This is a genomic window from Lactococcus sp. dk101, from assembly GCF_009601055.1.
Taxonomy (GTDB): domain Bacteria; phylum Bacillota; class Bacilli; order Lactobacillales; family Streptococcaceae; genus Lactococcus.
Genome location: NZ_WITI01000001.1, coordinates 249,673 through 268,627, shown reverse-complemented (window position 1 = coordinate 268,627; position 18,955 = coordinate 249,673). Strand labels below are relative to the sequence as shown.

Genomic DNA, 18,955 nt, shown 5'->3' with positions numbered 1-18,955 from the left:
TCTCCTTTAATAAACGATAACGACACTAATTTCCCATGGTAATCGTAATCGCTTGGCCTTTTTTCAAACTTGAAGATGCAGCAACGCTTTGAGCTGTTACTTTAGATCCTGAGCCTGAATAAGTCACTTTCAAATTATACCAACTTGCGACTTGTTCCACTTGGTCTTTTGTCCAACTGTACATGTCAGGCATGATGGGATCTCCATTTGTCAACAATAAGATCCGTGTATTGGCATCAACTTTTTTACCTGAAGCAATGGACTGTTCAACAATTTTTGAACCTGTATTCGTTGTATCACCAACCAAGACGGGTTGCAAGACTTCTTGACGCAAGCTATCTACTGTTGTGCCTGGTTCTTTATTGGTATAATCTTTAATTGTAATTTTTCCAGCTTTATCAACACTTGTGGTTTGGAAGATTTCGCTCTTTCTTGCCTCAGCAAGTGTCAGCATCGAATTAACTACGCGACTGATGTAATGCAAAGACCATGTATTTGAAGGCAATTTAATATTCATATACATGATGAAATCTGGGTTTGACGCAGGGTACATGGCAACCATTGAATAAAGGTTCTTTTCAGCACCCTGAAGGTATCCACCACCAGGAGCAGCAATTTGGGCTGTCCCCGTTTTAACCGCGGCTGGTTGTCCATTGACTTGAACCAAAGGACTATTTGGCGCAATACTATCTTCACTGTCACCAATGGCAGTATAAGCTGTCCCGTAAGTCGCATTGGTATCAACACCTTCCATCAAGGTCAAGGTTTTTGATATGGCGCTTGATGAAACAGGATTTCCGATGATTTCTTTTCCTGTTACCAATGAAGTATTGTTATTAGTATCAACGATTTGACTAACCCCATGTGGTTCTAACATGACACCACCGTTAGCAAAAGCCGTCCATGAACGGAGCAGTTGAATTTGTGTCACCGCAATCCCTTGTCCAAATGCAGATTGAACCTGAGAAACGGCATTGGCTGCAGGCAATGAACTTGCTACTTCGCCAGACAAACCAGTACGGACACGCATGTCAAACTTAAATTTTTTCAAATATTGATTCCAAGTCGAGTAGCCCATTTGTTGTTCAATCTTAGACATTCCGACGTTACTTGACATCATGAAACCATCCGCAAATGTAACGGTCGTTGGTAGCAAGTAAGTTGAATGTTCATTGATGTCCCAGTCTTTGATTGTGGCATCATAAACTTGCAACTTTGTACGGTCATAAGTGGCATTTAAATCAACTTTATTACTGTCCAATGCTGAAGCCATTAAAAAGGTCTTCATAACAGAACCCGGTTCAAAACCAGTTTGGAAAAGGAGACTATTATAAGTAAAGTATTTTTGATCGGTTGCCGTACTTCGCGTATTTGGTGTATAAGTCGGTCTTTGAGTCGTTGCCAAAATCTGACCATCTTTCGTCATCAGTGTCGCAGATAACTGTTGCGCACCTGAATCTGACGCGGCCTTATCCATCAAGGTCTCAAGTTGTTCTTGAAGGCGTGAGTCTAAGGTTGTATAAACATCAGAACCATTTTTTACTTCTTTTTCAACTTTTGTTGTCCCTGGAATAGAGTGACCTGAATAATCCTTTTGGTAAGTTTCGACACCATTTTCTCCACTCAAAATATCATTGTATGCTAACTCAAGACCATCAGCACCAACGAGTGTGCCGTTGACAGATGATGCGGTACCGATAAATTGAGAGGCAAAGCCAGAGCCAACATTTGATAAGGGATATGACCGTGCGGTTGTTGGTGTAAAGCCAATTCCTTTCAGTCCTTCATTATCTGCCGCTTTTTGAAGACTTTGCATTTTTTGGAGGGAAATATTGCTTCCTTTTGTACCAAATTGGACTTGTTTAGCCCCTTTAAGATTGAGCTGTGTTTCAATCAAGGTCTTATCAATGCCCAGTTGACTATTTAAGAAGTTTGTAATTTTGTCGAAATCGCTTTTTGGTGCATACAATTTATTGCCGTTAACATCGACTTGTTCTTTATCAAGTACAACATAAATCGTGTAATTACTGGCATCAACAGCGATGGCATTCCCATAACGATCGTAAATCGTTCCCCTTTTCGCTGTTACCGTTACGGTACTTTGATAATTATATGTGGCGTATTCTTTCAAGTTGGTACTTCCAACATGATTGACCGTAACCAGCCAAACCAGTCGGAAAATAAAAATCCCAAACACAGTAATAGCTAGGAAAAATAAACTTTTTCCTACGTGTTTGCGATTATTTTCTGAGCTTAGTTTAGTCTTTTTCGCATTTTTTTTGATTTTTTTGAAGGGGAGAGAAAATAATTTTTTGAAAAATGTTATCATTTTGTCGCTTTCAATACATTAGAAAAATTTTGAGATAAGTTATCTTTTGCTGCAATATCAGATAAGGTCTGACCAGCACCCAAATCAGTAATTTGTTGAGTGTACTCTTCATTTTGCGTTGTCAACTGTGTATTCTGCGTCTGCAAACGAATGGTTTCAGTCTGAACCTCTTTTGATTTGGTTTGAATATATAGCAAACCAATCACGAGCGTCATCGCAGCGATAACGAGTGCCGTATAAAATATCTTTTCGACACCATTGAATCTTTGAAATTTACTTGCAAGAACTTCTGGAGCTAATGAATCTCTATCGATACGATAACTGTCTTTTTTAGCGGCGGTTTCTATATCGAAATATTCTTTGGGTTGAGCTGCCATCTTTCCTCCTTTGTATCTTTCATTGTCTGTTCTCTTTTAATTATCATTTTATGAATTATCGTTTTGTTTTTCTGCAACACGAAGTTTGGCACTGTGTGCACGATTGTTGAATTCTAATTCCTCGGCACTGGCAAGTACTGGTTTACGATTAACCAGTTTCAGTTTTGCTTCCATTTCTTTGGGAAGCATTGGAAGGCCTTTAGGAACATTGACTGTACTATATTCTTTAAAAATCGTTTTAGTCAAACGGTCTTCCAAAGAATGAAAAGTAATGACAGAGATACGTCCGCCCACTTTCAACATGTCAATGGCTTGTTCAATCGATTCTTCTGCTGCGCCCAACTCATCGTTAACTTCAATCCGAATGGCTTGAAAAATCTGTTTGGCTGGGTGTCCTTTTTTCTTTAATTCTTTTTGTGGGAGCGCTGATTTGATAATATCAGCAAGTTCAAGCGTTGTTTCAATCGGCTGAACAGCTCTTCTTTGTTCAATTTTTCGGGCAATTTGCTTGGCGAATTTATCTTCACCATAACGGTAAAAAATACGAACCAAATCATTAAAGGAATAGTCGTTAACGACTTCATAAGCAGAAAGTGCTTGTTCTTGGTTCATTCGCATATCCAAACGGGCATCTTTTTTGTAAGAAAAACCACGTTGAGTTTCATCGAATTGTGGACTTGAAACACCTAAATCGTAAATGATGCCATCGATTTTGCTGATATCATGTTCAGCCAAGGCTGCCTTTAAATGACGAAAATTATCTTTAATTAAGGTTACTTTTCCTTCTTCAAGCTGCTGACAGAGGCGATTTTTCGCATTGTCATGTGCAGTTTGGTCTTGGTCAAATGAATAAAGGTGTCCTGTTGTTAATTGACTTAAAAGATATTCACTATGTCCAGCACCACCTAAGGTGGCATCAACATAAACTCCATCAGGCTTCACTTCAAGTAGATCCACAGTTTCGTGTAATAAGACAGTATCATGCTTGAATTCTTTTGTTTGAGGCAAGTTGCCATTCTCCTTTAGTGTTTTGTTGCAAAGCTATTTTTATTCAAAAATAGACTCACTATATTATACCACTTTTTGATAATTTTAAAAGCCCTTTTACTACAAATTGTCAATTTGTTGTCAAATCCTTTAATCGAATAAAAGCAAAGCAAGTGGACAGCTCCGCTGTTTTCGATTGTCTGATTTTTTTCTCCCATCTTAAAGGTGTCAATCTCTTTACAGGAGGCGTAAACGTCGGTTATCAAAAAAACTGTTTAAAAACAGTCCTTTTTGATCAATTATTGTACTTTCGACTGCTGACTTTTTTTCATCAAAGCTGAAACGAGCAACACAAACAAAACCATTGAAGCTAGGAAAATCAAATAGTACAAAAGGGAAAAATTGCGTACCCCATAACTTAAACTGTTCACTCTTTCCAAAGCAATTTTATAGAAAAGCAAGAAAAGTGCCGCTCCTAAGAAACTCAAAATGACTTTCACTGAAAATCCTGTATCTTGAAGCCTTCTTGACATAATTGATAGCTCTGGAATTAAAATCAAGATGCTGACACCGTACATGGTAAATGTAAAAATGGCATGCGTTCCAAAGATGATAAAATCTAACTGGTTTGCCATAACTGACAAGAGACCACAGACTGCACCAATACCTAAAAAGAGGAGCTGCATCCACCAAAAACTAGCTAGACTGGTTCTTCCACGAAAGAAACAATAGCCCACAGCATAATTTTTGAGCATCTGAACAAAAGAAATTTTTCCTTCTTCATTGATTTTAGGGGCAGGCAAGGCACCTGTAAATTCAGGCATTTGTACATGCTCTGACGATTTCAAAAGGGCAAAAATCAGTAAGATAATACCACCGATTACGGGCAAGAAATACAGAAAAATCAAGGCCCAAGGCAATCCAGTGTCATTGATCCGTCTAGTCAGCACTGACAGAAAAGGAAGCAAACTTGCAAGTAAATAAAAAGTCAGAAAATATCTAAAAACGAGCGAAAGTGCCGTTAAACCGTCAGGCAGCACTTGGCTCCCCAGACTATTGAACCCAACAGCCAGTAAAATCAACGCTACAATCACAATGACATGCATTAAAATCGCTTGCCAGAAGTCTTTTTTAGTCGTTTTCTTGTTAAAGGTCAAGTATCCTAACCAAAACTTATGATATGAATCGTACATATTACCTCCAATTCTTAAAATAATATCAAATTTAACTTAACTCAATCGTAATTTCTTGAATCGTCATCTTCTTCGTCACTGTATTTTGATGGAAAGAGGCAAAGCACATAAGTTACTAGCGTAATCAAGCTCGTAAAGGCTGAAAGCACACTTACAAAGCTCCCAGAAAGATAACCTGCAAATACGCCATAAAAGGCACCGAGACCATAGAGAATGGCAATGACGGTTGGCATTTTAGCATCACGCAAGCGGCGAGTAATCAAGGCGACATTTGGAATGATGATGGCAAGTCCAATCACACTAAATACGATAGCCACAATCAAAACTGAACCTGATGGATGGCGTGACAAATCTTGTGCTTTTGCCAAAAGCTCCGTTTGGCTCAAAGACTTACTATCTTCCATGATTTTGGCCACAACTGGAATCGAAACCATTGAACGAACCGCCCAAAGAATTCCAAAGATAATGGTATTGCTGAGGAAGACCCACCAATAGTCCGAGCGACTGCTGTAACCGTCAAATTTCAAGGCTTTTTGCCAGAATTTTTTATATGCTTTAAACATTTTGATTCTCCTATTTTTCTAATAATTTCTTGGCTTGCGCTAATGCTTCTTTGGTCAAATCATCGCCAGCCAACATTTTGGCCACTTCTTGCACACGTTCATCTGGCTGCAATTTGCGAACAATCGATGTTGTCACATCTGCTGACGAATTTTTTTCGATATAAAATTGCGTGTCAGCAATGGCAACAACCTGTGGCAAATGACTGATGGCAAGCACTTGCCCGCTTTGGGCAATCTTATAGATTTTGTTCGCAATCGCTTGAGCAACACGACCTGAAACGCCTGTATCGACTTCATCAAATACAATCGATGTTTTATTTTCTTTTCTCGAAAAGCTTGATTTGATAGCCAACATCAGACGGGAAAGTTCTCCCCCAGATGCTGTTTTCGCAAGTGGTTTAAAGCCTTCACCAGGATTGGTTTGAATGAAAAATTCAACATGTTCATTCCCGTTTGCTGAAAACTTCCCTGTTTCAAAGCGGACTTCAAAATCAGCTTTTTCCATGTAAAGTTCTGCTAGCTCATGCTTGATGTCTGTTTCAAGTCCTTTGGCAATCTGATGACGTACTTCATTGAGCGTATTACTGGCATTGATGAGGTCTGTCTGGGCCTCTTTCACCTGACTTTCTAAAAGATCGGAGTCATTTTCAACTCCTGTCAGGTCTGACAGCTCTAACTGAACTTTTTCTAAATAATGAACCACATCGGTCAGCTCTGGACCATATTTTTTCTTGAGTGTGTTCACGGTCATGATACGGTCATTGATTTGAAGCAACTCATTAGGATTGAATTCCAAATTATCCAACTGATGACTGATTTGGCTGGCCACATCTTCTAACAAATAAAAGCTCTCTGCTGCCTTGTCTGCCAATTTTTGATAATCTGCATCATACTCACTAATCTGGTCAAGCTCGCTCATGCAGGTTTTGATATTTCCCAAACTGGAATAATCATTTTCTTCATCATCGAGCGCCAAATAAGCAGTTGACAAGGCATCCGCAATGTTTTTGATGTTGTTCAATTTTTCACGTCTGGCATACAAGTTTTGGTCTTCTTCAGGATTGATTTCCGCTGCCTCAATTTCTTCTGCTTGAAACTGCAAAATTTCAATCCGTTGTGCAAACTCTTGTGCGTTGCGTTGGCGTTTGGTCAATTTGAAACGTAAGTCTTTGTAACGGTCGAATTTTTCTTGATAAATGGCCTTAACGTGTTCAAAGTTTTCATCGCCAAATTCGTCTAACAAATGCAAATGATGTTTGGCATTCATCAATTCTTGACTATCATGTTGTCCATGAATATCAACAAGGAATTCGCCAATTTGACGCAAGGTTGTCAGATTAACCATTTGCCCGTTAATGCGACAAACCGACCGTCCATTTGCAAAAATTTCTCGTCGTAAAATCAATTCATTGCTGATATCTTCAAAGCCTAAATCTGTCAGTACTGACAGCAATTCTGAGTTATGATGAAAGAAAAACAAACCTTCAATTTCGGATTTGTCAGCAGCATGTCGCACAAAATCACTTGACGCACGTCCGCCCAATAGGAGTCCCATGGCATCAATAATAATTGACTTCCCTGCCCCTGTTTCCCCTGTTAAAATGGTCATCCCATTTTCAAAAGAAAGATGAATTTCCTCAATAATCGCAAAGTTTTTTATGGAAATTTCTTGTAACATCTTACCCTCCAATAGATTTTATACTAGTTAACCTCTAAAAGTGCTAACTTTTAGTAGATTGCTACGCTGTCCATTGGCTGTAAATCGCTGAAGCCTTTTTGCCAGTCGCTTCAGCGCCTAGGGAAAACGGACAAATATTTTCAGCGATAACGCCAAATGGCAACTGCAAATATACTGCCTTGCGCGTGCGCAAGAAGCGGTTTGCGGTTTGCTCTTGCGACTTTAGTTGCTAAGCAAACCGACAAATGTTTTGTGCGTTTACGCAAACTTTAACTTCTAAATGTCATTTTTAGAAGTTAAACAGTATTAATTATTCAGTAAATCATAGGCATTTCTAGCCGCAATGCTTGTAACAAAAATAGCCAAAACACTGTCATCATCAATGATAACTGTAAAAATTTCTTGTTCAAATTGAGCCAACAAATGACTTTTAATCAAACTTGTCGTTCCTGGATTGGCATGCAAAGCAAGCATGTCGTTTTTCAATTTAATCTCAGAAATCGACTGATAAACCAAATCCTGCTGAGATAAATTGAAAGTTTGGCCTTCTGTAGTTTTAGGCAAGGCATAGCAATAACCGCCCGACTGTGCTGGTATTTTGACCAAATCCAAAGTTTTAATGTCGCGCGAAACTGTGGCCTGTGTTACGTCTACATGATGATTTAAAAGCAAGGCAACCAATTCATCCTGCGTTTTTATTTCGTTTTTTGAAATCAATTCAGCAATAAAATTTAAGCGTTCTTCTCTCTTCAATCCAGTGTCTCCTTTTCTGATTGCAAAATCTTGTCAACGCTGACAGTGCTTGCAATTTCACCTTTTCCATCTTTCAGTAAATCCACTAAAAATTCGACATTCCCTGCCCCACCTTTAATCGGTGAAAAGGTAAGATTTTTCACGGAAAAACCACATTTTATTGCTGTCGAGAGGACTTTTTCAATTGTCAATTTATGAATTTTAGGGTCTTTGATAATGCCATTTTTCCCGACTTGCTCACGCCCAGCTTCAAATTGAGGCTTAATCAATGCTGCCACATGACCACCGTCAGCCAAAATTTCAAATAAAGGTGGCAAAATCAAATCCAGACTGATAAAACTAACATCAATCGATGCAAATTCAGGCTGTCCAACCTCAAAATCCGTCAAAAGAGCGTTACGGAAATTGAACTGTTCCATAACCACAACGCGTTCGTCCGAGCGGATTTTCCATGCCAACTGATTGGTTCCAACATCAAGTGCATAAACCATTTTTGCGCCACTTTGGAGCATGACATCAGTAAAACCACCTGTTGAGGCGCCAATATCAAGGCAGGTTTTTCCATCGACAGAAAGCCCAAATTCATGCAAGGCTTTTTCCAATTTCAAGCCACCACGGCTCACGTATTTCAATTTCTCGCCTTTCAGACGAAGTTCTGTGTTTTCATCAATTTTTTGACCTGGCTTGTCAAAACGTTCTCCATTTTTTGCATCAACAACAAGACCTGCCATAATGCCACGTTTGGCTTGTTCACGCGTGTCAAACAAGGCTTGATTGGTCGCTAAAACATCTACTCTTTCTTTCATTCGTTCTCTTTTTCTAACTTTTTCTTTAATATTTTCTCATGATAAGGCCAAATGGTCAATAATCGGATAAATTTCCGTCACATCAATTTCTGTCAGTGCTGACAGGTCTTTTTGTGTCTTGATGAGCAGGTCACTCAACTGTGTTTTTGCACCGTCAAGCCCCAAATGCGCAACGTAAGTTGATTTCTCTTCTAAAACATCTTTACCAGGTGTTTTTCCGATTTCTTCAAATGAACTGGTCACATCCAAAATGTCATCCCGTACTTGAAAAGCAAGGCCTAAAGTCTGCCCAATCGAGCGTAACTTCTCGATTTCTGAAGATGATTTCCCTGCAATAATCCCACTTGCAACAAAAGGAAAGGTCAACATACGTCCCGTTTTCAGCAGATGAATTTGCTCGATTTGTACAAGTTCAAGCGTCTGACCTTCGCCGTCCATATCCAAAACTTGCCCTGCAACCATGCCAAACGAACCCGAAGCATAGGCTAATTCTTTCACCAAATCAACCACAACTACTGCAGGTAAGCCACAATTTGCAAGAACATAATAAGGATCAAGAAAAAGACTGTCCCCAGCTAAAATAGCTGTTGCTTCATCAAATTTTTTATGATTGGTGAGTTTTCCTCGACGATAATCGTCATTATCCATAGCAGGCAAATCGTCATGAATGAGCGATCCTGTGTGAATCATCTCAACCGTTGCTGCAACCTCAAAATGTGCAGGTTTAAGTGTGATGCCATAAGCCTCAAGCATGGCTAAAAGCAAGACCGGACGAATCCGTTTGCCACCAGCAAGCAATGAATAGGCCGCTGAATCAGCCAAATGTGAAGGAAATTGTGGGTTTTTATAAAAGTTCTCAAGAACTTCTTCAATTTTTTTAATATTAGTGTTCATTAGTAATAATTATACCAAAAAAACGGCGCCTTTGGCTCATTTTATACCATTCATCTGACGAAATATTTTCGCTTTATTTGCACGTTCAGAAATCAAAAGTGAGCTAACAAGCTCCTTGATTGACTCTTGTATTTCTTATGACGCAGTCCAAAATTTAGCGACTACTCAAAACACAAGCCGCTCCCATTATAAAAATGCAAAAAGCCGAAAAGAGCTTCCTCTTTTCGACTTTTATTTGAAGCCACTGCCATCTTGATGACGCATGTAACTTCTTTATTTTGTCAATTCGTTCACGACGCCATCAATAAATACTTGATTATCGTTTGGCATGTTCAAACGTTTGTATTCTGCACCCAATTTTTCGACTTGTTCTTTACATTCTACATCGTTATCGTAAAGCGTTTCTAAATTGTCAGCTACAAAACCAAATGGCATATAAATGATTTCTTCGTAACCTTCTTTGAGAATCAAATCTTCTGTCACGTCTTCAACATTTGGGCCAATCCATTTATCAGCTGTTCTTCCCACACTTTGCCAAGCATTGTCAAAATCAACCTGACCGTCAACATGAGAAACAATTGCAGCAGCGGCTGCTTTAATTTCGTCAACGTATGGATCTCCATTGGCTAACAAGCGTTCTGGTAAACTATGCGCTGTAAACAAGAATTTTTGTTTTTTAGATGGATTTAATGTGGCTTGAATTTGTTTAGCCCAGAAGTTTAAGAAACCCTCTTCTTTCCAAAAATGGTGGTGTTGAACATAAGTAATTTCTGAATGATCAGCAAGATGCTCACACACACGATCGTGATATTGTTGAATAAATGTCGAGTTATGTGGTGCCAAAACCAAACCATGAATGGTTTTAAATCCTTTTGCAACAATTTCGTCCAAGACATCTTCAATAAAAGGACGGATATGGCGCAAGCCATTAAACACTTCATATTCTACATCGCCACGTTTGTTTAATGTTTCTTCGACTGCACGTCTTTGGTCTTCTGTCACTTGGGCAAGTGGTGAAACACCACCAATTTCTTCGTAACGTCCGACTAATTCGTCATACAAAGCTTGTGTTGGTACATGACCATGACGAATGTGAGTATAATAATCCCAAATTTCATCAATGTTGTTTGGCGTTCCATAACTCATCAATAATACTGCTATTTTTTTAGACATTTTTACTTACTCCTTTTCTTAAAACAATACTTCCGATTAATGTCGCAACAACTAATAAGATTAACATGGCTTTAATTCCAGTCGCATCCAAAAGTCCTGCAAACAAACTAACCAAAGTAATTCCCAATACCATTCCCATTTTTTTAGAAATAGATAATAAACTCAATGAAACATTGCGGTCATCCGGCGAAATCTCAACAATCATCACTTGTAAAGTTACTGACATGACCATTCCAATGGCTATCCCAAACAAGATTAAAGCGACTAAGAAGAGCATGAATGAATTCAAGCTAGCGAACATCAAAATAAGACTGACTGCCACACAAAGCATGGCACCACGACTGGCTTGTAAAGCACCGCGTTTTTCAGTCCAAAAGCCACCAATTTTCGCTCCTATAAGAGTTCCGACTGCCATCAAAGTCAAAAACGAACCCGCTCTACGACTATTGACATGGTAAGAAGCCTCAATAAATGAAGGGAAGAAAGTAAACAAGGACATAACCAATCCCGTAACCATTCCATTAAACAAGGTTTTACGATAGAGTCGGTTTGACCAAAGGCGTTTAGAAATCAAGACGTGCTTTTGTTCATTTTCTCTTTTGGTCTCAATTTTTATGAAGAACCAGAGCATGAGCAGACTTAAAACAATCAAACAAATGCTCAAAAGGAAACTTTTTCTTGGAATACCAACACTTAGGAACAGGTTGAACATGACAAGTCCAATAGCAAAAACAGTATTTCCTTTGATGTCAAACGAACCAACCGTTCCTTCTTTATGTTTAGGCATCAACCATAAGCCTAAAATAAACAAGACAAAAATCAATAGTGCCAGGACGAAATAAATTGAGCGCCAGTTGTGCGTCCGTGCCAAACTAATCACGCTCGCAAGCGGGGCAACAATGGTCGCAAGGGAAACCCAAACACCGACTGTCCCAACTTTAGATCCTACCTTATTTTCATGCGTGGCAAAGACCAATGAAATCGCCAAAGTCAATAATGAGCTACTTCCGAAAGCTTGGATCAAACGGCTTACCAATAAAACTGGAAAAGAATGACTCAAAGCAATTCCCATAACTCCCACAAAATAAAAGGCCAACTCCGTCAAAAAGACGAAACGATAACCATAGCGGTCAATTAAATTTCCCATAATTGGCTTGCTAAAAGCAAGCCAATGGTATAAATCGAAACAACCCAACCTTTTTGCATGGCTGACAGCATTAACTCACGTGTCATTGATGACAAATTTGTACTAATAATTCCTGAATCTAGCTGCGTAACAAATAAACTAATAATAATTAACCAACGAAAACTTTTCGTAGATTTTACTCCTGATAACAAAACAAAACTCCTACTTCTCTACATGCGACAACTGACAACGAAAATAATTTTCTAAAGCTTCATCGTCATTTAATGAGCGCCCAACAATAAAATATGGAAAATCTGAATAAACACTGCTGGCCTCAGAAAATCGCATTTCATAAATAATCTTTTTAAACTGCAAAGGATCATTCGCCAATAATGTAACGCCCCATTCATGATCATCAAATCCAATCGATCCCGTAATATATTGGTGGATCTTACCAGCATATTTACGTCCAATCATGCCGTGTTCTTTCATTAATTCTTGACGTTTCTCATAAGGAAGCGTGTACCAATTAATGTCGCCTGCGCGCACTTTATTCATGGGATAAAAACAGATGTATTCATCTTTTGGAAGAATGGGATACATATGCGCTTTTGCGCGCTTCATCCCTGTTTCTGTTTTTGGCATGCCACTATAAGTGCTAAGCTCCATGACTGAAACATAACTATGAACAGGATTGAGATAATCGTAAATCTTTAAGGTTGTCAAACGATTTTCAGCTTCGTTCAAATCCTTGAGTTCTGGGCGCAATATAAAAATGCCCCAATCTCCTTTATGTCCAGTCACATTCCAAAGATAATGGCTCCCATTTTCATCTATTTCCACCTGCTTCCAGTCTTTAATTACTGTTTGCAGTTCTTTAATAAACTCTTTTTTTGTTGTTTGATCCAACTGATTCCAAGCATGCCAATCCATTTTATAAATCACATGCAAGGCATACCAACCATCTAATGTTTCCACACTTTGGGGAAATCATGATGCACCTCCTCTTCCTTAATCAAAATAATTAAGTTAATCGATCTGACTGCTTAAACTTTGTAACTTAATTAACAATCACATCTAATTAATTTTATCACAATATTTAATTAAGACTGTCTGTTCCGAAATGAGAAATACAAATTTGATATTACTTTCACAAAAAAGTAGAACAAAAAATTTGTTTGAAAAAATTCAAACAAATCTGCCAATTATTCAACAAAAAAACATAGAATTTCTATGTTTTTTTGCTGTTCCGTTTTTTGAATAGATGAAGAAGTGTTCCAATTCCTAAAAATACGCCGCCCATAAAAATGGGAACAACTACTGATTGGCTTCCTGTTTCTGGCAGCTTCCTCGTGGAATTTGAGCTTAAACTAGAATTCGATTGAGAACTTGTATTAGAACTTGATTGAACTTGACTAGAATTATTCAATTCCTTATCGTCTTTTTCCTCAGGAACTATGATTTCTTCTTTTGAATTTTCAGCATAGATATAAATAACGGTCTGTGCGTTTTCTTCAAATGTTCCCTTAATATTTCCTTTGGTTTCTTTAAAAGTATAACCAGAAATTTCTTTTTTGTCCGAGTGATAAGCTTCTCCAACATGACCAGTTAATATGATGGAATCAGCAATCTGATTATTCGATTCATCGAGATAATGGACTGTCACTTCTGACCAAACGATTTCCTTGTCTTTATGATAAAGATAAGTCACTGTTTGCGCTTGATCTGTAAATACACCCGTCTCATTTTTTTCTTTCACTTCTTTAAAGGTGTATCCAGAAAATGATTTTTGTTCTGATGAATAGTTCTCACCAAATTTACCTGTTAATATTACCGCTTCTGTAAGTGATTTTCCATTTTCATCGACGTATTCAACCGTCACATCAGCAGAATTACGGCTATAAACATAAGTCACTACTTGTGAGTGTTCAGTAAAAACTCCATTAGTATTATCTGCTTTGACTTCCTTAAAGCTGTACCCAGTGATGTCTTTCTGACTAGATTGATATGCTTCCCCAACATAACCCGTTAATGTCTCAGTATTCGCAATTTCAACATCATTTTCATCGAGGTATCGAACCGTAATATCTGCTCCAGCAATTTGTCTCGTTTGCCAGACATAAATGTCGTTTTTAGGATGAGAAGTAAAGTTTGCTACTAATTCATCGCTTGTCCACAAATCAGTCCCAGTAGGTTTTTGGCTGGTTCCTGAAGATACATTTTGCCACTTACCAGTATAGCTGTTATTTTTCGTTATTTCTGGTAGTTCTACATTGGCCTTTTCACCAGACCAAAATCTGAAGTTTTCTCCTAGCTTCAAGCTTCTTAAAGAAGTGGCCCCTTTAAAAAATGAAGCCATCTCATAACCTGAAGGAAGCCCACTGGTGAGCGTCATCAATTTTGTCATGTCAAATCCTGAAAGATCAAGCGACTCTATCGACCTGTCACCCATGAAGACACCTTGTGCTAGACCGAGTGGTGTTACCTTCCATTGAGACAAATCTAATACCTTAAGTTTTGGCATATATGCAAACGTAAATGACATACTCGTGACATTTGATACATCCCAAGTAGACACATCTAGTGTTTCCATCTGTTCTGCACCATAGAATAGAGAATAAATTTCAGTTGCATTTGACACATCCCAAGAGCTCAAATCTAAACTTTTGAGACTCCTACATTCTGCAAATACGCGCGACATGTGGGTCGTTTCAGACGTGTCCAATTTTTCAATTCCTTCAATAACTTCGACATGACTAAAATACTCAAACAATCTGCTCAACCTTTTTCCAGCAACAACTTCACCTTCAAAACGAACATGATAAATCTGGTCACGCCACTGATACCATGGTCCAAAAACTCCTCCGCTGGCATTCGCTGGCGTATCTGCAAAAGTGCCTTCCCGAATATGCAAAGTCCCTGAAGCATCAATCGTCCATTCTGATGTTCCAAAAACCCCTTCAGCAATATTGGTTGAATCGGATATTGAATCTGTAATGACTTCTATACTATCATACTGGTTTACCTCTATTTTTTCATCAGCTTCTAATTCTGAAGAAATTGTCTCAAGTGCGTCGGAGTTAGAAGTTGTATCTTCTCCTGTTGCGATAATCTCTTCAAAGTTAGAATCAGTACCTTCTATTTCATGACTAGAAGCTTCTGATAACTTCTCTGCTGATGTAGGAACTTGTATTCCTTCTGCATGAGCCATAAGCGGCATAAATTGACTGGATAAAATAATCCCCAGTGCAAGAAATGTTGTTCTCTTTTTCATTAATGATTACCTATCTTTAGTTGTTGTAATTTAATTGTAATCAAAATTAACTAAACTGTCAAAAAAATTGTTGTTAACAAAAGATCAAAATTTCTAGCTCATCAATATTTCAATTTTTTAGAAATTTATTTGTACAAATGTAATTCTTTCTTATCATTGCATCAAAAAAAACCTACATTTCTGCAAGTTTTTTTAACTCAATATGATTTTTGCTCGGGTGAAAATTCACTTTCTGAGCCGTCTTTACCAACGATTTTTACAAGTGTTTCTTCTGCTTCATTGAGTGTTTTTTTCAATTTTTCAGAAAGAAGCATGCCTTTTTGGAATTCGGCAATGGCATCTTCAAGCGCAACGTCGCCACTCTCTAATTTTCTAACAATGGTTTCTAATTCTACTAAATTTTCTTCAAATTTTGCTTCGTCTTTTTTTGCTGGCATCTTATTTGACCTCCGTTTTTATGCTGCCGTCAACCAGTGAAAGTTCAAGCGTTTCGCCCTTTTTCACTTCTTTGACACTTTTAATGATTTTTCCGTCTTGGTTTGTAACAACCGAAAATCCTCTTGCTTTAATCTTAGAAATATCTAATAAAAGGAGATTTTGGCTGGCACGTTCCATTCGATTTCTTTTTTGTTCAATGATTTTACGATAGGCTGGCATCAATCTGGTCGCTGATAGCTCATAACGGTGCTGATTGCTGGCAAGTTTCTGCTCTGTCAGTACTGACAGCCGTTCTACCAAGTGATCGAGCTTTTGAACATGCCCGTCATACAGGCGTTCGGGCTGACGAAAAACAACGGAATTTGATATTTTTTCAACCTTTTCTCGATAATTTTTCATCAGGCCTGACAAACGATTGGTCATGCGCTGTTCTTGATCATTTGTCCAAGAAAGCAAATCAACTTTCGAATTTGGTGTCGCCAGTTCAGCAGCAGCAGTTGGGGTTGCCGCCCTTTTATCTGCCACAAAGTCTGCCAGAGTCACATCTGTTTCATGTCCAACGGACGAAATCACAGGAATTCGTGACTCAAAAATGGCCCGAACAACACTTTCTTCATTGAAGCCCCACAAGTCTTCAATTGAACCACCGCCACGCCCGATAATCATGACATCAAAATCACCACGGTCATTGGCACATTTGATATTTCCTGCGATTTCAGCAGCCGATCCTTCTCCTTGCACTTTTGTAGGATAAAGGACAATTTGAGACATTGGAAAGCGCCGCTGAACCGTTGTGATGATGTCTCGAATGACCGCACCAGATGGTGAAGTGACAACAGCAATTTTCTTAGAAAATGCTGGAATCGCCTGTTTAAAACGGGCTTCAAATAAACCTTCTGCGGTCAATTTTTTCTTGACCTGTTCAAATTTGACTGCTAAACTCCCAATGCCGTCTGGCACAATGGTTTCAATATTGATTGAATACGAACCCGACGGTGCATACAGGGAAACGCGTCCAACGACAAGGACTTTCATGCCGTCTTCCAATTTGAAGTCTAGTTTTCTAAACTGGCCTGCCCACATGGTCGCTTGAATAACGGCACCTTCGTCTTTGATCGCGAAATACTGATGATTGGGCCTTTGTCTAAAATTGGAAATCTCTCCTGTCAAATAAACCCGCTCCAAATGAGGATCACGTGAAAATTTGGCTGAAAGATATTTTGTTAATGTGGTTACTGTTAAATATTCTGTCATATTACATCTTTCCTAAAAGAGACCAAGTAAGAGAAAATTGGATTTCAAAGCCTTACTTTCCATTATCTTCGCTGTTTCTTTACCTGTTGATTCAAGAAATCAATGAATGCGGCACGGTCGCTGTGATTAAGGTCAGGCATGCTGATTTCAATATGAGCAGGTGCATTTTTTCTTTGACCGAATTTTTCTTCTGCTTCGCCCAAAAGATAACCCATCTGCTCTTTAGCAGCAATGCTGACCGTAAAATCAAATGCATTGCGCTCTGTTCCACGATACAAAGAAACAGAGTGCTTGAAAGATTTGATGTCCTTCAGTTTAAAAAGTTCTTTTTGTTTCGTAGCTTTTGACTTGAACAAGGCAATTCTTTGAAAGCGAATGGCCTCACTCGAATAACGAATGGCGGGCACAAACAGACGAAGGACGAGTCCATATGAAGCAAGTAAAGTCACAAGGCCCAGCAATAAAAGCCAGTAACCCATGAAATTTCCTACCTGAATCAAAGAAAAACTGCTCCACAGTAAAACGACCGTCATTCCCACGAATCCAATTGTCATCAAGGGACGCTTACGAAAAGCGACTTTTTTTTCTGGCATTTTTCTTCCTTAATCTTTCTTGAGAGCTGAGCGTTCTGCTGCCCTTACGGTCTGCTCCATCAGCATGGTAATCGTCATCGGGCCTACACCACCAGGGACAGGTGTAATCAGACGCGCTACATCCTTCACACTGGCAAAATCAACATCGCCACATAGTTTCCCAGTTTCTTCATCTCTGTCCATTCCGACATCAATGACAACAGCACCTTTTTTGACCATGTCAGCCGTGATAAATTTAGCCTGCCCAATAGCAACAACTAAAATATCTGCCTCTTTTGTCAGAGCTGACAGATTTTCAGTCCGACTATGCGCAATAGTTACGGTGGCATTTGCCATCATCAAAAGCTGCGCCATTGGTTTTCCAACGATATTAGACCGTCCAATAACGACAGCACGTTTTCCTGCCAAATCAACCCCATAATCCTTAAACATTTCCATAATTCCTGCTGGCGTGCTTGGAACCATGACTGGATTTCCTGACCATAAACGGCCCATATTCATCGGGTGAAAACCATCAACATCTTTATCTGGGTCAATGGCTAAGAGAACTTTTTCTTCTGAAATATGCTTTGGCAAAGGCAGTTGAACAAGAATACCATGCCATTGTTCATCTTGATTTAATTGCTCAATAATGCGCAATAGTTCTTCTTCTGAGACTGTTTCTGCCAGACGAATAATTTTTGAATTCAAGCCCAATTCGGTCGCACGGCGTTCTTTGTTACGAACATATACCTGACTGGCTGGGTCTTCACCAACTAAAACAACAACGAGTCCTGGTGTCAGTCCCTTGGCTCTCAAAGCATCAACTTTTATTTTTAAATTTGCTTGCATCTTGGCTGCGAGCGCTTTTCCATCCATAATTTCCATACCCCTAGTATATCATAAATGAAAAACGAACATTCATATTGAGACAAAAAAACGATAGTTCCCTATCGCTCTTGTTCATTAACTATTTGCAGCGCGTTCTTCATCAAATGTTTTGACATTTTCTGTCGCTGTCTTCATTTCCACCTGTCGAATTTGGCGGGGTAAAAACTTACGGATGTCATCTTCATTGTAGCCCACTTGCAGACGACGGTCATCTAAAATCAATGGCCGACGTAAAAGTGTTCGATTATCGCCAAAAATTTGCACCAATTCGTTGATTGATAGTCGGTCAAAATCAAGGTCTAAACGTTGGTATGCTCTACTTCTTTTGGAAATGATCTCTTCTGTCCCATTTTCAGTCAGCGATAAAATTTTCAAGAAGTCCTCCCGAGTAATTTTGTCAGAAATCAAGTTTATTTCTTCGAATTCGAGTTGATGGCTTTCAAGCCATTCTTTTGCTTTTTTGCACGAGCTGCACGACATTACAGTGTAAATTTTAATCATGGGGTGTTGTCCTCACTTATTTTTAATTTTCTAATGCTTTTCTCATTTATTTATAATGATATTATAACATGATTAGAAAATAAGTAAATGAGTATTTTATAGAATTCACGTTTTTTAACGGAATTGTAATCAAAAGAAAAAAGTCT

At 38.7% G+C, this 18,955-nt stretch carries 20 protein-coding genes; all 20 read right to left on the bottom strand.

Going from position 1 to position 18,955, the window contains the following annotated elements:
• Window positions 1-25 precede the first annotated feature (25 nt).
• Complete coding sequence (locus GHI45_RS01345; RefSeq protein WP_147779357.1) at window positions 26-2,329, bottom strand: penicillin-binding transpeptidase domain-containing protein; 2,304 nt, start codon at window positions 2,327-2,329, stop codon at window positions 26-28.
• Entirely contained in the window at window positions 2,326-2,706 is a 381-nt protein-coding gene (locus GHI45_RS01340; RefSeq protein WP_147779356.1) for a cell division protein FtsL, read from the bottom strand. The genes GHI45_RS01345 and GHI45_RS01340 overlap by 4 nt, the downstream gene beginning before the upstream one ends.
• Window positions 2,707-2,754: 48 nt before the next feature.
• Entirely contained in the window at window positions 2,755-3,714 is a 960-nt protein-coding gene (gene rsmH, locus GHI45_RS01335; RefSeq protein ID WP_147779355.1) for a 16S rRNA (cytosine(1402)-N(4))-methyltransferase RsmH, read from the bottom strand.
• Window positions 3,715-3,992: 278 nt separating this feature from the next.
• On the bottom strand, window positions 3,993-4,886 hold the full coding sequence (locus GHI45_RS01330) for a DUF805 domain-containing protein (protein WP_147779354.1): 894 nt from the start codon (window positions 4,884-4,886) through the stop codon (window positions 3,993-3,995).
• Between the two features lie 41 nt (window positions 4,887-4,927).
• Window positions 4,928-5,449 carry a DUF805 domain-containing protein gene (locus tag GHI45_RS01325; protein WP_147779353.1) on the bottom strand — a complete coding sequence of 174 codons (522 nt, stop codon included), beginning with the start codon at window positions 5,447-5,449 and terminating at the stop codon, window positions 4,928-4,930.
• Window positions 5,450-5,459: 10 nt separating this feature from the next.
• Complete coding sequence (recN, locus tag GHI45_RS01320) at window positions 5,460-7,127, bottom strand: DNA repair protein RecN (protein ID WP_147779352.1); 1,668 nt, start codon at window positions 7,125-7,127, stop codon at window positions 5,460-5,462.
• Window positions 7,128-7,267: 140 nt separating this feature from the next.
• Window positions 7,268-7,393: a hypothetical protein gene (locus GHI45_RS11470; protein WP_255471383.1), complete on the bottom strand. Its 126-nt coding sequence runs from the start codon at window positions 7,391-7,393 to the stop codon at window positions 7,268-7,270.
• A 40-nt stretch (window positions 7,394-7,433) separates the two neighbouring features.
• On the bottom strand, window positions 7,434-7,880 hold the full coding sequence (locus tag GHI45_RS01315; RefSeq protein WP_147779351.1) for an arginine repressor: 447 nt from the start codon (window positions 7,878-7,880) through the stop codon (window positions 7,434-7,436).
• Window positions 7,877-8,686, bottom strand: a complete 810-nt coding sequence (locus GHI45_RS01310; RefSeq protein WP_147779350.1) for a TlyA family RNA methyltransferase — start codon at window positions 8,684-8,686, stop codon at window positions 7,877-7,879. Before GHI45_RS01310 ends, GHI45_RS01315 begins: the two co-directional genes overlap by 4 nt.
• Window positions 8,687-8,722: 36 nt before the next feature.
• Window positions 8,723-9,580: a polyprenyl synthetase family protein gene (locus tag GHI45_RS01305; RefSeq protein ID WP_147779349.1), complete on the bottom strand. Its 858-nt coding sequence runs from the start codon at window positions 9,578-9,580 to the stop codon at window positions 8,723-8,725.
• Between the two features lie 273 nt (window positions 9,581-9,853).
• A complete protein-coding gene (hemH, locus tag GHI45_RS01300; RefSeq protein WP_147779348.1) occupies window positions 9,854-10,753 on the bottom strand; it encodes a ferrochelatase in 900 nt (299 codons plus the stop codon).
• Complete coding sequence (locus GHI45_RS01295) at window positions 10,746-11,900, bottom strand: MFS transporter (protein WP_255471382.1); 1,155 nt, start codon at window positions 11,898-11,900, stop codon at window positions 10,746-10,748. Before GHI45_RS01295 ends, hemH begins: the two co-directional genes overlap by 8 nt.
• Window positions 11,888-12,091, bottom strand: a complete 204-nt coding sequence (locus GHI45_RS11350) for a hypothetical protein (RefSeq protein ID WP_228385980.1) — start codon at window positions 12,089-12,091, stop codon at window positions 11,888-11,890. Before GHI45_RS11350 ends, GHI45_RS01295 begins: the two co-directional genes overlap by 13 nt.
• A gap of 10 nt (window positions 12,092-12,101) precedes the next feature.
• Window positions 12,102-12,857 (bottom strand): hydrogen peroxide-dependent heme synthase, encoded by a 756-nt coding sequence (gene hemQ / locus GHI45_RS01290; protein WP_147779347.1) that lies wholly within the window; start codon window positions 12,855-12,857, stop codon window positions 12,102-12,104.
• 253 nt (window positions 12,858-13,110) lie between these two features.
• Window positions 13,111-15,153 (bottom strand): MucBP domain-containing protein, encoded by a 2,043-nt coding sequence (locus tag GHI45_RS01285; RefSeq protein WP_147779346.1) that lies wholly within the window; start codon window positions 15,151-15,153, stop codon window positions 13,111-13,113.
• A 197-nt stretch (window positions 15,154-15,350) separates the two neighbouring features.
• A complete protein-coding gene (locus GHI45_RS01280) occupies window positions 15,351-15,590 on the bottom strand; it encodes an exodeoxyribonuclease VII small subunit (protein WP_147779345.1) in 240 nt (79 codons plus the stop codon).
• Window position 15,591: 1 nt separating this feature from the next.
• Window positions 15,592-16,845 (bottom strand): exodeoxyribonuclease VII large subunit, encoded by a 1,254-nt coding sequence (gene xseA, locus GHI45_RS01275; RefSeq protein ID WP_147779344.1) that lies wholly within the window; start codon window positions 16,843-16,845, stop codon window positions 15,592-15,594.
• A 62-nt stretch (window positions 16,846-16,907) separates the two neighbouring features.
• Window positions 16,908-17,438, bottom strand: a complete 531-nt coding sequence (locus GHI45_RS01270; RefSeq protein ID WP_147779343.1) for a hypothetical protein — start codon at window positions 17,436-17,438, stop codon at window positions 16,908-16,910.
• 9 nt (window positions 17,439-17,447) lie between these two features.
• On the bottom strand, window positions 17,448-18,305 hold the full coding sequence (locus GHI45_RS01265) for a bifunctional methylenetetrahydrofolate dehydrogenase/methenyltetrahydrofolate cyclohydrolase (protein ID WP_147779342.1): 858 nt from the start codon (window positions 18,303-18,305) through the stop codon (window positions 17,448-17,450).
• Between the two features lie 78 nt (window positions 18,306-18,383).
• The gene (spx, locus tag GHI45_RS01260; protein ID WP_147779341.1) at window positions 18,384-18,809 is read right to left on the bottom strand and encodes a transcriptional regulator Spx; all 426 of its coding nucleotides are present in this window, start codon (window positions 18,807-18,809) and stop codon (window positions 18,384-18,386) included.
• Window positions 18,810-18,955 lie beyond the last annotated feature (146 nt).

Bases quoted from the DNA above. Each gene is read 5' to 3' on its own strand.
- spx (WP_147779341.1), bottom strand. From the start codon at position 18,809: ATGATTAAAATTTACACTGTAATGTCGTGCAGCTCGTGCAAAAAAGCA.
- hemH (WP_147779348.1), bottom strand. From the start codon at position 10,753: ATGTCTAAAAAAATAGCAGTATTATTGATGAGTTATGGAACGCCAAAC.
- GHI45_RS01270 (WP_147779343.1), bottom strand. From the start codon at position 17,438: ATGCCAGAAAAAAAAGTCGCTTTTCGTAAGCGTCCCTTGATGACAATT.
- GHI45_RS01310 (WP_147779350.1), bottom strand. From the start codon at position 8,686: ATGAAAGAAAGAGTAGATGTTTTAGCGACCAATCAAGCCTTGTTTGAC.
- GHI45_RS01280 (WP_147779345.1), bottom strand. From the start codon at position 15,590: ATGCCAGCAAAAAAAGACGAAGCAAAATTTGAAGAAAATTTAGTAGAA.
- xseA (WP_147779344.1), bottom strand. From the start codon at position 16,845: ATGACAGAATATTTAACAGTAACCACATTAACAAAATATCTTTCAGCC.
- GHI45_RS01330 (WP_147779354.1), bottom strand. From the start codon at position 4,886: ATGTACGATTCATATCATAAGTTTTGGTTAGGATACTTGACCTTTAAC.
- GHI45_RS01305 (WP_147779349.1), bottom strand. From the start codon at position 9,580: ATGAACACTAATATTAAAAAAATTGAAGAAGTTCTTGAGAACTTTTAT.
- GHI45_RS01340 (WP_147779356.1), bottom strand. From the start codon at position 2,706: ATGGCAGCTCAACCCAAAGAATATTTCGATATAGAAACCGCCGCTAAA.
- GHI45_RS01345 (WP_147779357.1), bottom strand. From the start codon at position 2,329: ATGATAACATTTTTCAAAAAATTATTTTCTCTCCCCTTCAAAAAAATC.
- GHI45_RS01265 (WP_147779342.1), bottom strand. From the start codon at position 18,305: ATGGAAATTATGGATGGAAAAGCGCTCGCAGCCAAGATGCAAGCAAAT.
- GHI45_RS01325 (WP_147779353.1), bottom strand. From the start codon at position 5,449: ATGTTTAAAGCATATAAAAAATTCTGGCAAAAAGCCTTGAAATTTGAC.
- GHI45_RS01285 (WP_147779346.1), bottom strand. From the start codon at position 15,153: ATGAAAAAGAGAACAACATTTCTTGCACTGGGGATTATTTTATCCAGT.
- GHI45_RS01295 (WP_255471382.1), bottom strand. From the start codon at position 11,900: ATGGGAAATTTAATTGACCGCTATGGTTATCGTTTCGTCTTTTTGACG.
- recN (WP_147779352.1), bottom strand. From the start codon at position 7,127: ATGTTACAAGAAATTTCCATAAAAAACTTTGCGATTATTGAGGAAATT.